General features: G+C 68.9%; 10 protein-coding genes, 2 tRNA genes and 7 pseudogenes. 8 read left to right on the forward strand and 11 right to left on the reverse strand.

Annotated features, from left to right (window positions below; genetic code table 11):
* Window positions 1-453, forward strand: a pseudogene (locus AB1285_RS25440) (acyl-CoA thioesterase); the annotation flags it as partial.
* Window positions 454-460: 7 nt separating this feature from the next.
* Here the strand turns inward: AB1285_RS25440 and AB1285_RS25445 are convergent.
* From AB1285_RS25445 to AB1285_RS25465, 5 genes and pseudogenes are all read right to left on the reverse strand, one after another.
* Window positions 461-926: pseudogene (locus AB1285_RS25445) on the reverse strand (acyl-CoA thioesterase).
* Between the two features lie 35 nt (window positions 927-961).
* A pseudogene (gene ettA / locus AB1285_RS25450) lies at window positions 962-2,645 on the reverse strand (energy-dependent translational throttle protein EttA).
* A gap of 63 nt (window positions 2,646-2,708) precedes the next feature.
* Complete coding sequence (locus AB1285_RS25455; RefSeq protein ID WP_429978142.1) at window positions 2,709-2,918, reverse strand: DUF6993 domain-containing protein; 210 nt, start codon at window positions 2,916-2,918, stop codon at window positions 2,709-2,711.
* A 355-nt stretch (window positions 2,919-3,273) separates the two neighbouring features.
* Entirely contained in the window at window positions 3,274-3,543 is a 270-nt protein-coding gene (locus AB1285_RS25460) for a single-stranded DNA-binding protein (protein ID WP_429978143.1), read from the reverse strand.
* 654 nt (window positions 3,544-4,197) lie between these two features.
* Window positions 4,198-4,269, reverse strand: a tRNA-Arg gene (locus AB1285_RS25465).
* Between the two features lie 114 nt (window positions 4,270-4,383).
* Between AB1285_RS25465 and orn the strand changes: the two are divergent.
* The 6 genes and pseudogenes from orn (at window position 4,384) to AB1285_RS25495 (ending at window position 6,958) form a co-directional block, all read left to right on the forward strand.
* Window positions 4,384-4,967, forward strand: a pseudogene (orn, locus tag AB1285_RS25470) (oligoribonuclease).
* Between the two features lie 36 nt (window positions 4,968-5,003).
* Window positions 5,004-5,079, forward strand: a tRNA-His gene (locus AB1285_RS25475).
* A gap of 87 nt (window positions 5,080-5,166) precedes the next feature.
* Complete coding sequence (locus AB1285_RS25480) at window positions 5,167-5,796, forward strand: LysE family transporter (protein ID WP_370428527.1); 630 nt, start codon at window positions 5,167-5,169, stop codon at window positions 5,794-5,796.
* A 30-nt stretch (window positions 5,797-5,826) separates the two neighbouring features.
* Window positions 5,827-6,174, forward strand: a complete 348-nt coding sequence (locus AB1285_RS25485) for a metallopeptidase family protein (RefSeq protein WP_187664020.1) — start codon at window positions 5,827-5,829, stop codon at window positions 6,172-6,174.
* Window positions 6,171-6,464, forward strand: a complete 294-nt coding sequence (gene clpS / locus AB1285_RS25490) for an ATP-dependent Clp protease adapter ClpS (protein WP_268776351.1) — start codon at window positions 6,171-6,173, stop codon at window positions 6,462-6,464. The genes AB1285_RS25485 and clpS overlap by 4 nt, the downstream gene beginning before the upstream one ends.
* On the forward strand, window positions 6,461-6,958 hold the full coding sequence (locus AB1285_RS25495; protein WP_363444080.1) for a DUF2017 family protein: 498 nt from the start codon (window positions 6,461-6,463) through the stop codon (window positions 6,956-6,958). The genes clpS and AB1285_RS25495 overlap by 4 nt, the downstream gene beginning before the upstream one ends.
* Window positions 6,959-6,964: 6 nt before the next feature.
* Here AB1285_RS25495 and AB1285_RS25500 read toward each other — a convergent pair whose 3' ends face one another.
* From AB1285_RS25500 to gatC, 6 genes and pseudogenes are all read right to left on the reverse strand, one after another.
* Complete coding sequence (locus tag AB1285_RS25500; protein ID WP_429978144.1) at window positions 6,965-7,447, reverse strand: hypothetical protein; 483 nt, start codon at window positions 7,445-7,447, stop codon at window positions 6,965-6,967.
* An 83-nt stretch (window positions 7,448-7,530) separates the two neighbouring features.
* Window positions 7,531-7,848, reverse strand: a complete 318-nt coding sequence (locus tag AB1285_RS25505; RefSeq protein ID WP_071328758.1) for a hypothetical protein — start codon at window positions 7,846-7,848, stop codon at window positions 7,531-7,533.
* Between the two features lie 37 nt (window positions 7,849-7,885).
* A pseudogene (gene dinB / locus AB1285_RS25510) lies at window positions 7,886-9,141 on the reverse strand (DNA polymerase IV).
* Window positions 9,142-9,189: 48 nt separating this feature from the next.
* Window positions 9,190-10,704, reverse strand: a complete 1,515-nt coding sequence (gatB, locus tag AB1285_RS25515) for an Asp-tRNA(Asn)/Glu-tRNA(Gln) amidotransferase subunit GatB (protein ID WP_259951623.1) — start codon at window positions 10,702-10,704, stop codon at window positions 9,190-9,192.
* Window positions 10,704-12,222: pseudogene (gene gatA / locus AB1285_RS25520) on the reverse strand (Asp-tRNA(Asn)/Glu-tRNA(Gln) amidotransferase subunit GatA). Before gatA ends, gatB begins: the two are co-directional and overlap by 1 nt.
* Before the next feature lie 10 nt (window positions 12,223-12,232).
* Window positions 12,233-12,493 (reverse strand): annotated as a pseudogene (gatC, locus tag AB1285_RS25525) (Asp-tRNA(Asn)/Glu-tRNA(Gln) amidotransferase subunit GatC); the annotation flags it as partial.
* 89 nt (window positions 12,494-12,582) lie between these two features.
* Between gatC and AB1285_RS25530 the strand changes: the two are divergent.
* The coding region (locus tag AB1285_RS25530) for an AMP-binding protein (RefSeq protein ID WP_429978145.1) at window positions 12,583-13,213 on the forward strand (631 nt) is incomplete at its 3' end.

Consider the following 13,213-nt stretch of genomic DNA (forward strand, 5'->3'; position numbering starts at 1 on the left):
CGGGGTGCCGGGCCTCGCCGGCGGTGCACGGCGCATGCTGAGCGAGCGCGCCGCGGACATCCGCCACGTCGACTCCCCGCTCTCTATCTGCCGAACGATGATGAGAGGGTTCCGCGGCAGGCGGTGTGGATGCGGCTGCGTGCCCCGCTCCCTAACGACCAGCGGCTGCATCGGCCGCGCTCGCCTACCTCAGCGACATGACGATCCAGGAGTCGATCCTGCGCGCTCACGGAGTGTCATGGTCGCTGCCCCGGGTTGAAGGTCGCGAGCCTGGACCACGCGATGTGGTGGCATCGTCCGGCCCGCGTGGACGAATGGCTCCTCTACGTGCAGGAGTCGCCGAGCGCCCGGGGCGGTCGCGGTCTGGCCACGGGGCGGGTGTACACCCGTGAGGGCGCGCTGGTCGCGAGCGTCGCGCAGGAGATCATGATTCGCGTCCCGGAGGATCACTGACCTGCGCTCAGCGGTGGGCGTACTCGATGGAGGGGCCGACGTACGGCTCCCATGCCTCGCGCATCTCCGCGGTCAGCCGCGTCGGCCGCCCGGTCCCCGCGTCGACGAGCACGATGACGGCCGTGGACCGCGCGTAGAGTTCACGCGGCTCGGCGGCCGGGTCATTGTGCACCTCGTAGCAGACCTCGACGCTCGAGCCACCGAGCTTCCCGAACCACATCTGCACCTCCAACGGGCGGCGCTGATACGGCACCGGAGCGAGGTACTCGATCTCCTGCCGCGCGATGAGCGTCAGGATGCCTTCCTCGATCCCGGAGTCGAGGACGGCCGTGGACGGCGCCTGCTCGCCGGGTCCCGCCCGCCAGAACGCGCGGACGCGCGCCCTCCTCGAGCAGCTTCAGCAGCATCGAGGTGTTGTTGACATGGTTGAACGCATCCAGATCGCCCCAGCGGAGCTGGATCGGGATGTGCAGGCGGGAACCCGGCGAGTCGGGTGCTCATGACCGGCTCAGTCGCGCGTGAGCTTGCGGTGGGTCGAAGCGGTGGGGCTTGGGGCCGTCCGGCCCGAGGCGCTCGATCTTGTTCTGCTCGTAGGCCTCGAAGTTGCCCTCGAACCAGTACCACTGGTCGGGCTTCTCGTCGTGCCCTCGTACGCGAGGATGTGCGTCGCGATCCGGTCGAGGAACCACCGGTCGTGGGTGATGACCACGGCGCAGCCCGGGGAACTCGAGCAGCGCGTTCTCCAGGGAGCTCAGGGTCTCGACGTCGAGGTCGTTGGTCGGCTCGTCGAGGAGGAGCAGGTTGCCGCCCTCCTTGAGGGTGAGCGCGAGGTTCAGACGGTTGCGCTCACCACCGGAGAGCACGCCGGCCTTCTTCTGCTGGTCCGGACCCTTGAACCCGAACTTGGACACGTAGGCACGGGACGGGATCTCGGTCTTGCCGACCGTGATGAAGTCGAGTCCGTCGGACACGACCTCCCACAGGGTCTTGTTCGGGTCGATCGACGAACGCGACTGGTCGACGTAGCTGATCTTGACGGTCTCGCCGATCTTCAGGTCTCCGCCGTCCAGGGGCTCGAGACCGACGATGGTCTTGAACAGGGTCGTCTTTCCGACGCCGTTCGGACCGATGACGCCGACGATGCCGTTCGGCGGGAGGCTGAAGCTCAGGCCGTCGATGAGCGAGCGCCCGTCGAAGCCCTTCTTGAGGTTCTTCGCCTCGATCACCACGTTGCCGAGTCGAGGACCGGCAGGGATCTGGATTTCCTCGAAGTCCAGCTTCCTCGTCCGCTCCGCCTCGGCCGCCATCTCCTCGTACCGGGCGAGACGGGCCTTCGACTTGGTCTGGCGGCCCTTCGCGCTGGAGCGGACCCAGTCGAGCTCGTCCTTGAGGCGCTTCGCGAGCTTGGCGTCCTTCTTGCCCTGGATGTCGAGGCGCTCGGCCTTCTTCTCCAGGTACGTCGAGTAGTTGCCCCTCGTAGCCGATGAGGCGACCGCGGTCGACCTCGGCGATCCACTCGGCCACGTGGTCGAGGAAGTACCGGTCGTGGGTGATCGCGATCACGGCGCCCTTGTACGACTGGAGGTGCTGCTCGAGCCAGAGCCACGCTCTCCGCGTCGAGGTGGTTGGTGGGCTCGTCGAGGAGCAGCAGGTCGGGCTTCTGCAGCAGCAGCTTGGCCAGCGCCACACGGCGCTTCTCGCCACGGAGAGCGGAGCGATGGCCGCGTCGCCGGGCGGGGTGCGCAGGGCGTCCATCGCCCTGCTCGAGCTGGGAATCGAGGTCCCAGCCGTCCGCCGCGTCGATCTCCTCCTGCAGCGTACCCATCTCCGCGAGCAGCGCATCGAAGTCGGGCGTCCGGGTCGGCCATCAGCGCGGAGATCTCGTTGAACCGGTCGACCTTGGCCTTGATGCGATGCCGTCCTGGATGTTCTCCAGGACCGTCTTCGACTCGTCGAGCTCGGGCTCCTGCATGAGGATGCCCACGGAGTAGCCCGGCGAGAGCTTGGCTTCACCGTTGGAGGGCGTGTCGAGCCCCGCCATGATCTTGAGGATCGTCGACTTTCCGGCGCCGTTGGGGCCGACCATGCCGATCTTCGCGCCCGGCAGGAACGCCATCGTGACGTCGTCCAGGATGAGCTTCTCAACCCACCGCCTTGCGGGCACGAACCATGGAGTAGATGTACTCAGCCACCGAAAACCGCTCCTTCTGTTGGCGTCGAAGATCGACACTCCAGCCTACCGGCCGTGAGCGGGCTTATCTGTGTACGCGGGTCACCAGTCGATCGGCCGCGTCACGCCCACCAGACAGCGCCCGCCGGCGAGCTGTGGCATGACGGTGGTCACGACGGCGCCGGTGGAGGGCCCGACCTGCCCCGATCAGGCACTCCTCCTCGCCCCAGCGGACCGAGAACTGGATGCTCTCCGCCGGGTTCCCGACCGTGGACTGGTCCGGCGTGAGCTGCATGGCGTCCCGATCGAATCCCCGCCGCGACGAGACCGTCGACGTATGCCCCGCCCCTCCGCACGCTGCTCCGTGCCCCACACCTGTTCGGCCACTGCGGTGAACACGGGAAGGTTGTCTGCGGCGCTCCCGCCCGGCACCAGAGCAGGCGCGGCCGGCGGTGTCGGCGTGGCACTGGCCGTCCCGGTCGGGGTCCGCGTCACCTCCGGCTCCGGGGGCGCATCCGGCGAGGACGGCTGCCGAGAGACCGGCGACGAGCACGAGCGCCGCAGCGCGGGAGTTCAGGACCGATCGGAGCACGAGCAGAGTCTAGGCCGCCTCGCTCTCCGCCGGCTGTTCCCACGCGTCGCGCCCTTCCTCATCGGTCGTCGGGACGTCCCCGCTCTCCTCCGCATCCGTGGGAGACGGACGGGTGCTCGGTCGGTACGCGGTGGTCCCCCACCGCAGATCGTGTCCGATCGTGTCGGCGTCGATGTCGACGCTCGTCCCCTGCTTGCCATTGCTCTCCCCACGGTCGTACGCGCAGTCGTCCCGAGACGATGACGCTGTCGCCGACCCTGAGCGATGCGCGCGCATGCTCCGCGAGCTGGCGGAAGGCGGCGATCGAGAACCAGTTGGTCCCCCGCATCCACCCACGAGCCGCTCGCTGCGTCGAAGCGACGGTGCGTGCTCGCCAGCCGGAAGTTCGTGACGGGCACCCCCCGCACTCGTCCGCCCCGGGGTGGGCTCCGTCGCGACTCTCCCCACGATGGTCACGGTGTCGATCATGCGTTCGTCCTCTCGCTGCCGGCTCAGCGGCCGGATGCCCTCCAGCGTGCACCCTCGCGGAGCAGGTTGCAGGGGCACGATCGCGCGATCTGTGGACGGGCTAAGGCAACCGTCATCCGTGCAGAAGAAGCCAGGTCACCGCCGGATATCGATGCGCGGGCCAATGTCGGTGGTCGGTCGTATGTTCGAACCATGGAAGGAGAGACCATGACCGCCACCACCACCGCTTCGATCCCTGCTCCCGGAATCCCCCTCGTGGCCCCCGCCGCTCGCGTCCCGGCGAGAGCACCTCGTCCGTGCCGCCGATCACCTGTGGCGCGTACAGGACAAGCCGCGAGCACGTCCTCGGCCACCTGCGCGTGGTGGCCGATCCCCTCGGCCTCTCGGTACCGGGCGGAGCGGCTCCATCTGGCGACGGGTGACTTCCGGCTGATCGGCGAGTTCTTGGCGCGCGGACGACGCCGTCGACGCGCTGCGACACTGCTGACCTCCGGTCGACGTGACCGGCGATCACTGGCGCCCCCCGGCAGGATTCGAACCTGCGACCAAGAGATTAGAAGGCTCCTGCTCTATCCCCTGAGCTACGGAGCGGACATCTCTACCGTACCGCGCTCCCCCGGCGGATGTCGGGGCCGTCGATAGGATGGCGACATGGTGACTGCTTCCGAGAAACGACCGCCTCGTCTGGATCGACTGTGAGATGACGGGACTCGATCTCGCCATCGATGAACTGGTCGAGATCGCGGTGGTGGTCACCGACTTCGAGACTGCGTCCGCTCGACCCCCGGCTTCCAGGTCGTCATCCGTCCGAGCGCGGACGCCCCTCGCCACATGAACGACTTCGTCACCGCGATGCACGAGACCTCCGGGGCTCATCGAGGAGATCCCGCAGGGGATCAGCCTCGAGGAGGCGGAGGAACAGACGCTGGCCTACATCCGCCGCTTCGTCCCGCTGGAGCGCCGCGCGCCTCTCGCCGGGCAACACGATCGGCACCGACCGGATGTTCCTCGCGAAGTACATGCCCACAGGTCGACCAGTGGCTGCACTACCGGAACGTCGACGTCTCCAGCATCAAGGAGCTTTCCCGCCGCTGGTACCCGCGGGTGTTCTTCCAGGCACCTGCCAAGGACGGCGGGCACCGCGCGCTGGCGGACATCCTCGAGTCGATCCGCGAGCTGCGTTACTACCGCGAAGCCGTCTTCGTCGACGAACCGGGACCTTCCAGCGATGATGCGAAGGAGATCGCCGCCCGCACGGTGTCGGAGTTCACCTCGAACATGTAATAGACTCGTGGGGTTGCCTGTTTCGGCGGGCGCATGGTGGGTATAGCTCAGCTGGTAGAGCGCCTGGTTGTGGTCCAGGAGGTCGCGGGTTCAAGCCCCGTTACTCACCCCAGCTCGAAGAGGCTCGGACCGTTCGGTCCGAGCCTCTTCGCCTTTCGGCCGGTCCGGCCCCGTGGTCGCGCGGCCCTAGACTGTCCTGGTGTCACTGGCGGTCTGGTTCTCCCTTCTCACCGCATCCGTGGTGATCAGCTTCACGCCGGGAGCCGGCGCGATCAACACGATGTCCAACTCCCTCACCCAGGGCTGGAAGCGCTCGATCTGGGGCATCATCGGCCAACAGATCGCGCTCATCGTCCATGTGGTGATCGTCGCCGCTGGAGTCGGGCTCCTCGTCTCACGCTCGGATCTCCTGTTCAACGTCATCCGGTACGCCGGCGCCGCCTACCTCGTCTACCTCGGGATCCGGTTGATCCTGACCCGGCCCGCGCCGGCACTCGACGACGCGCCGGATCCTGTGGACGTCCGGGAGAGCCACTGGTCGATGATGCGCCGCGGGTTCTGGGTGAACCTGCTGAACCCGAAGGCGATCGTGTTCTTCCTCGCGTTCATCCCGCAGTTCATCCGACTGGACCAGCCACCGCTCCCCCAGTACCTGGCACTCGTCGCGACGGTCGTGGTCGTCGATGTCCTGGTGATGTGGGGGTTCTTCGCCACAGCGGCGCGTCCCTTCCGGCGTCTCACGCGCTCCCCGCAGGGACAGCGGATCCTCAACACGGTGTTCGGAACCCTCTTCATCGGCGTGGCAGCCCTCCTCGTCCTTCTGCACTGAGCACCCGGCCGTCGCCGTAGGCTGGAGGGGATGGACATGGACGCCGCGGCCTTCGAGGCCCTCGTGATCGACGAGCTCGACCAGCTGCCCGATGAGATGGTCGAGCAGCTCGAGAACGTCGTCTTCGTCGTGGAGGACCGTCCGGAGGACGGCGGCCTCGACCTGCTCGGCCTGTACGACGGCCTGGCGCTGACGGAGCGCACGCAATACGGGATGGGCGAGCTCCCCGACCGCATCATCGTCTACCGGGAGCCGCACCTCGCACAGTGCGACGACATCGACCAACTCCGTGACGAGATTCACACCACGCTCGTCCATGAGATCGCGCACTTCCACGGCATCGACGACGCGCAGTTGCATGAGCTCGGGTGGGCATGACCATGTCGACCGCTCTTCCCGAGGTCGAGGAGACCACTGACCTGTTCGCTGCTCCGCTGGAGCCCTGGGAGGTCGTCGTATGGAACGACCCCGTGAATCTGATGAGCTACGTCGTGCGCGTCTTCCGCACCTACTTCGGCTACACGACCGAACACGCCACCCGCCTCATGCTCGCCGTTCATCACGACGGCCACGCGATCGTCGCCACCGGCCCGCGAGAGACCATGGAGGTGCACGCTCAGGCGATGCACGACTACGGACTCTGGGCGACCGTCAGGAAGGCCGCATGAACACCACGCCGATCACCGTCTCCGTCGCCACGATCGAGGGGATGCACCTGGCCCGACTCGTCGATGACTTCATGGAGGTGCTGCGGGACTCCGAACAGGACGACCCGGGGGTGGCCCGGCTGACCCCGAACGCCTACCCGGACGACGACGATGCGTCGGCCGCATTCGCCTCCGCCACGCGCGCGGACCTCCTCGACCGGCGGTTGCACGACGCCCGCACGGTTCGCGCATCGCTGCAGATGTTCGACCCCGACGCCGAGGTGACCGATGCCGACGCCCGGATCCCCCGCGATGTCGTGGTGCGCCGTGACCACGTGGACTCCTGGCTGCGCACCCTCACCGCCATCCGCCTCGTGATCGCGACGCGCCTCGGCATCACCGACGACGAGCCCGACGTCGGGGGCGATGGTCAAGCGGTGTACGACTGGCTGGGATACCGCCTCGAGCTCCTCATCGAAGCCGTGGATGAGAGCGACGCCGACGCACTCCGCTGAGTGAGCTCAGGGAACCTCGACGACTCGGGTGGCGAGTTCGCGGGGGTGGTCCCGCTCGACGTGACGGCGCTCCTGCGCCGCCCAGCGGTCCCAGTGCGGGCGGTAGGTGTCTCCGTCCCGGGCAAGCGCCCGTGACTTGCGTGACTGTTCCCCGGATTCCACCCAGACGCGGACATCCGCCAGCCGTGCCGTGGACGGACGCAGGATCCCGCTGCCCTCGACGATGACCCCGAGTGCGGGATCCACAGCGTGGGTCTCCGCCTCCTCGCCGCGTTCCCAATCCCAGCGACGCCAGGCGCCGAGCAGGCCGCGTCCGTGCGGGCGGAGGATGCCCTCCAGCGCCTTCTCCGCGCCCCCGTCGAGTCCGTCCCAGCCCGGGTACAGCGAATCCAGCGCGATGACCTGCACGCGGCCGGCAACCGGCCAGGCATGTGCCACACGCGCAGCCAGAGAGGTCTTGCCGGCGCCGCTTCCCCCGTCGATGATCACGACAGGATTGGACGCCGCGATGTGCGCGGACGTCCTCGACGATCAGTGTCGCGGCGCGCGAGAGAGCAGCTGCGACCGCGTCGTCACTTCTTGAGGGCACGGATGATGCGCGTGAGTGCCCGACCTGTGACCCAGACGAAGGGCACGGCCACGACCAGGAGCGTCACGATGTTCGGCTCGAAGCGCAGTCCCTCTTCGCGACGGACATAGACACCGACCGGGACCGACACGCCGCCGCCCCCGCCGCCTTCTCCTCCGTCGCCGCTGGCGCCGCCGAAGCCCGCGTAGGTGAACGCCACCGGAGTGACGGTGACACCGTCGATCTCCTGCGGCTCCCCGTATGCGCTCTTCACGCCGAAGGACGCGACCTGATTCCCGAGTTCCAGTGCAATGTTCGGCATGTTCCCACGGTAGCCGACGGCGGCCTCCGGCGCGCGGTCAATCGACGCCGTGATCCTTCGGATGGCGAGCGGCACCTCGTCCTTCACCTCGTCCGATGTGGCGCGCTCTGCTGATCGTCGCCGAACCGAACCGTGCCATGGCCTCGTCGACCGCCCCCTCGACCTTGCGCCAGCCCTCGTCGTCATCCCAGAGCGCCAGCGCGCTACCTCCCGCAGGCCGGAGGTTCTCGGCGCGGACTCCCACGAGGCGGATCGGGTCGCGACGCTCGATGAGCGCGAACAGACCCTGCGCCGCCTCGCCGATGCGCTGTCCGACCGCGGTGGGTTCGCTCAGCGTCTGCGATCGGTTGACGGTCCGGAAGTCGTCGAAGCGGATCTTGATCGCGACCGTGGAGGTCTCCCACCCGGCCCGACGCAGGCGGGCGCCCACGCGATCGGCGAGCCGGAGCAGTTCGGCGCGGAGGAACGCTCGATCCGTGATGTCCTGGTCGAACGTCTCCTCGTGGCCGATGCTCTTCTCCACGCGCTCGGTGTCGACGGCGCGGGGGTCCTCTCCCCGGGCGAGCTGCGCGAGCCGCGTGCTGAGCGCCGGCCCGACAGCCCGGTCCAGCATCTCCGGCGGCGCCGTGCGCAGGTCGTCGATCGTGCGGAGGCCGCGGGCTTCCAGAGCTTCCGCCGCCTTCGGCCCCACTCCCCACAGCGCCCGTACCGGGCGCGGCGCGAGGAACGCGAGAGTGTCGTGCTCGGCGACCACGAGCATTCCGTCGGGCTTTGCCATGGTCGATGCCATCTTCGCGACGTGCTTGGTCGCGGCCACGCCGACGCTGCAGGTGATGCCGACCTCCGCGAGGACGCGCTCGCGGATCTGGGCGGCGATCCGGGCCGGACTCCCCCAGAGCCGGCGCACACCCTGCACGTCGAGGAAGGCCTCGTCCACCGACAAGGGTTCCACGAGCGGCGTGAACGACTCGAAGATCGCCATCACCTGCCGCGAGACCTCTTGATACCGAGAGAAGTGCGGCGGGACGATACGTGCGGTGGGACACAACCGCAGAGCCTGCGATACGGGCATGGCGGAGCGCACGCCGTAGCGCCGTGCTTCGTAGGAAGCGCTGGAGACCACCGATCGTCCGTCGGGGATCCGATGATCAGCGGCAGCCCGCGAAGACCCGGATCATCCAGCACCTCGACGGCGGCGTAGAACGCATCCATGTCGACGTGGAGGATCCGCGTCCCGGAATCGTCGGCGTCGGCCGAGGACACCATGCGGCCTCTGCCATCACCGTGTCCCATGAGTCCATTGTCCCCCGGGCCTCCGACACGGAGGCCCGGGGGCGAGAATCACTGCGCGGCGCGCTCGAGGATGAGTTCGCGGACGCGTGCGGCGTCGGCCTGGCCCTTCATGGCCTTCATGACCGCGCCGATGATGGCACCGGCCGCCTGGACCTTGCCATCCTGGATCTTGGCCATCACGTCGGGCTGCGCGGCGAGAGCCTCGTCGATCGCCGCGATGAGGGCGCCGTCGTCCGAGACCACGGCGAGACCACGGGCGTCGACGACCTCTTGCGGCGTGCCTTCCCCGGCGATCACGCCCTCCAGCACCTGGCGCGCGAGCTTGTCGGTCAGCGTGCCGGCATCGACGAGCTGCTGCAGTGCGGCGACGCTCTCCGGGCTGACCAGGTCGACCGCGTCCTTCTCCTGCGCGTTGGCGAGGCGGGTGATCTCCCCCGTCCACCACTTCCGTGCCGCGGCGGGCGTGGCCCCGGCGGCGATCGTGGCCTCGACGACGTCGAGCAGACCGCCGTTGCGCACGTCCTGGAACTCCAGCGGGGTGAAGCCCCACTCGTCCATGAGCCGGCGACGGCGGGCGACGGGCTGCTCGGGCAGCGCCGCACGCAGCTCCTCGATCAGCTCGCGGGGAGGCTGCACCGGAAGCAGGTCGGGCTCGGGGAAGTACCGGTAGTCGTCGGCGTCCGACTTCGGACGGCCGGGAGAGGTGGTCCCGGTGTCCTCGTGCCAGTGCCGCGTCTCCTGGGTGATGGTGCCGCCGTCGGCGAGGATCTGCGCCTGGCGCTGGATCTCGTACCGCACCGCACGCTCCACCGAGCGCATCGAGTTGACGTTCTTCGTCTCGGTGCGCGTGCCGAGCTTCTCCTCGCCACGAGGACGGAGAGACACATTGGCGTCGCAACGGAGGTTGCCGCGCTCGAGGCGAGCCTCGGAGATCCCGAGCCCGCGGACGATGTCGCGGATCGCGGCGACGTAGGCCTTGGCGACCTCGGGGGCCCGGTGATCGGTGCCGAAGATGGTCTTCGTCACGATCTCGACGAGCGGGACACCGGCACGGTTGTAGTCGACGAGCGAGTACTCGGCACCCTGGATACGCCCGGTCGAGCCGCCCATGTGCGTGAGCTTGCCGGCGTCCTCCTCCATGTGCGCGCGCTCGATCGGGATCGTCACCATCGTGCCGTCCTCGAGCTCCACCTCCACCGAGCCCTCGAAGGCGATCGGCTCGTCGTACTGGGAGATCTGATAGTTCTTGCCGAGGTCCGGATAGAAGTAGTTCTTCCGGGCGAAACGGCTGGACTCGGCGATCGAGCAGCCGAGCGCGAGGCCGAGGCTGATCGAGGATCGGATGGCCGTCTCGTTGACGACCGGCAGCGAACCGGGCAGACCCAAATCGACCGGCGCGATCAGGGTGTTCGGCTCCGCCGCGTGGTACGCCTCGTTCGCGGGGTTGGGCGCGTCGGAGAACATCTTCGTGTTCGTGTTGAGCTCGACGTGCACCTCGAATCCGAGGACCGGCTCGAACATCTCGAGCGCCTTGTCGAAGTCCATGAGCTTGGCAGCGGCCATCAGCGCGCGCCTCCTTCCAGCTGGGGGGCACGGGACAGCAGCGGCGCGCCCCAGGAGTCCACGAGCAGCGTCTCGAGGGCGGCGCCCACGCGGTACAGACGAGCGTCCTCCCGCGCCGGGGCGAGGAACTGGATGCCGACGGGCAGGCCGTCGTCGTCCGCAAGACCACTCGGGATCGAGATGCCGGGGACACCGGCGAGGTTCGCCGGGATCGTCGTGATGTCGTTGAGGTACATCTGCAGCGGGTCGTCGATCTTCTCACCGAGCTTGAACGCGGTGGTCGGGGCCGACGGGGTCGCGATGACGTCGACATCGGCGAAGGCCGCGGCGAAGTCCTGCTGGATCAGCGTGCGGACCTTCTGCGCGCTGCCGTAGTACGCGTCGTAGTAGCCCGCCGACAGCGCGTAGGTGCCGAGGATGATGCGGCGCTTGACCTCGTCGCCGAAGCCGGCGTCGCGCGTGGCGGACATCACGTCCTCGACGGTGGGGTTCCCGGCCGGGGTGACGCGGAGACCGAAGCGCACCGAGTCGAACTTGGCCAGGTTGCTCGAGGCCTCCGCCGGCAGGATCAGGTAGTAGGCGGCCACGCCGTACTCGAAGTGCGGCGCACCGATCTCCACGATCTCCGCGCCCTGCGCCTCGAGCAGCGCCAGCGCGCTGCGGAACGACGCCGCGACGCCCCGGCTGGAAACCGCTGTCGGGGAGCTCGCGGATGACGCCGACGCGCAGACCCTTGAGGCCGTCGCCGCGCGCACCCTCGCGTGCGGCCGCCGCGAAGGACGGCCACTGCTCGTCGAGCGACGTGGAGTCCTTCGGGTCATGGCCGCCGATCGCGTCGTGCAGCAGACCGGCATCGAGCACCGTGCGGGTGACCGGGCCGACCTGGTCGAGGCTCGACGCCAACGCGATGGCGCCGTATCGGCTGACACCGCCGTACGTCGGCTTCACGCCGACCGTGCCGGTCACGTGCGCAGGCTGACGGATCGATCCGCCGGTGTCGGAGCCGAGGGCGAGCGGGGCCTCGAAGGCGGCGACGGCGGCGGCAGAGCCCCCACCCGAGCCCCCGGGGATCCGGTCGAGATCCCAGGGGTTGCGTGTCGGGCCGTAGGCGGAGTGCTCCGTCGACGAGCCCATCGCGAACTCGTCCATGTTCGTCTTGCCGAGCGGGATGAGTCCGGCGGCACGGGAGCGGGCCACGACCGTCGCGTCATACGGCGAGCGGTAGCCCTCGAGGATCCGCGAGCCGCTCGTGGTCGGCTGATCGGTCGTGACGAGGACGTCCTTGATCGCGAGCGGGACACCGGCGATCGGCCCGAGGTCCTCCCCCGCGGCACGGCGGGCGTCGATGTCGGCCGCGGCCTCGAGCGCGTGCTCGTTGACGTGCAGGAACGCGTGCACGGCGCCGTCGACCTGGGCGATGCGGTCGAGGTGCGCCTGCGTGGCCTCGACGCTGGAGACCTCGCGCGTCGTGAGCTTGTCGGCGAGCTCCGCCGCCGTCAGTCGGATGATGTCGCTCACTGCTCTTCTCCAGGATCGCGGTGACGCGGAACCGGCCGTCGGCCTGGTCCGGGGCGTTCTGCAGCACCTGCTCGTGCGTCAGCGTCTCGCCGACCACGTCGGGACGGAACACGTTGCTCAGCGGGATCGGGTGGCTGGTCGCGGCGACATCGGCGGTCGCGACCTCGGACACCTTGGCGATGTTGTCGACGATGGCGTCGAGCTGGCCGGTGAGCCGCGTCACCTCGTCGTCGTTCAGCTGGATGCGCGCGAGCACGCCGAGATGGCGCACAAGATCAGGGGTGATTTCAGACACGCTCCCCAGTCTAGTTGGCGAGCCGCCCGCCGCTCGGTGCGGCGCGGCCCGCCTAAGCTGGGCGCGTGAGCACGTTCCAGCCCCCTCGCCCGTGGATCGCCAGCTACGCCGACGGCGTTCCGGAGGACCTCGCCCCCGTCAGCGGCTCCCTCGTGGACATCGTCGCCGCGTCGGCGCGGGACTATCCCGATGCCCCGGCCCTGCAGTTCTTCGGCAGGGAGACCACCTACGCACAGCTGCAGGAGGCGATCGATCGCGCCGCCGCGGGGCTCCGGGATCTCGGCGTGCGCGCCGGCGACCCGGTCGCCATCGTCCTGCCGAACTGCCCCCAGCACATCGTGGCGTTCTACGCCGTGCTGCGACTCGGAGCGGTCGTGGTCGAGCACAACCCGCTCTACACCCCCCGCGAGCTGCGCAAGCAGTTCGAGGACCACGGCGCCAAGCACGCGATCGTCTGGAACAAGGTCGTGGCGACGGTTCAGGAGTTCCCGAGCGACCTGGCCGTCTCGACGCTCGTGTCCGTTGACGTCACTCGCGCCATGCCCGCACTCACCCGCTTCGCGCTCCGGCTGCCGGTGGCGAAGGCGAGGGAATCGCGGGCGGCGCTGACCGAGCGCGTCCGCGGCACCGTCCTCTGGGAGTCGGTGGTCGCCGGTGCCCCGATCCCCGCCTCGCATCCGCAGCCCGGCACGGACG

The organism is Microbacterium sp. NRRL B-14842, from assembly GCF_050470785.1.

Coding starts and splice junctions, on each gene's coding strand:
- AB1285_RS25455 (WP_429978142.1), bottom strand. CDS start 2,918: ATGCAGCTCACGCCGGACCAGTCCACGGTCGGGAACCCGGCGGAGAGC.
- AB1285_RS25460 (WP_429978143.1), bottom strand. CDS start 3,543: ATGCGGGGGACCAACTGGTTCTCGATCGCCGCCTTCCGCCAGCTCGCG.
- AB1285_RS25485 (WP_187664020.1), top strand. CDS start 5,827: ATGGACATGGACGCCGCGGCCTTCGAGGCCCTCGTGATCGACGAGCTC.
- clpS (WP_268776351.1), top strand. CDS start 6,171: ATGACCATGTCGACCGCTCTTCCCGAGGTCGAGGAGACCACTGACCTG.
- AB1285_RS25495 (WP_363444080.1), top strand. CDS start 6,461: ATGAACACCACGCCGATCACCGTCTCCGTCGCCACGATCGAGGGGATG.
- AB1285_RS25505 (WP_071328758.1), bottom strand. CDS start 7,848: ATGCCGAACATTGCACTGGAACTCGGGAATCAGGTCGCGTCCTTCGGC.
- gatB (WP_259951623.1), bottom strand. CDS start 10,704: ATGGCCGCTGCCAAGCTCATGGACTTCGACAAGGCGCTCGAGATGTTC.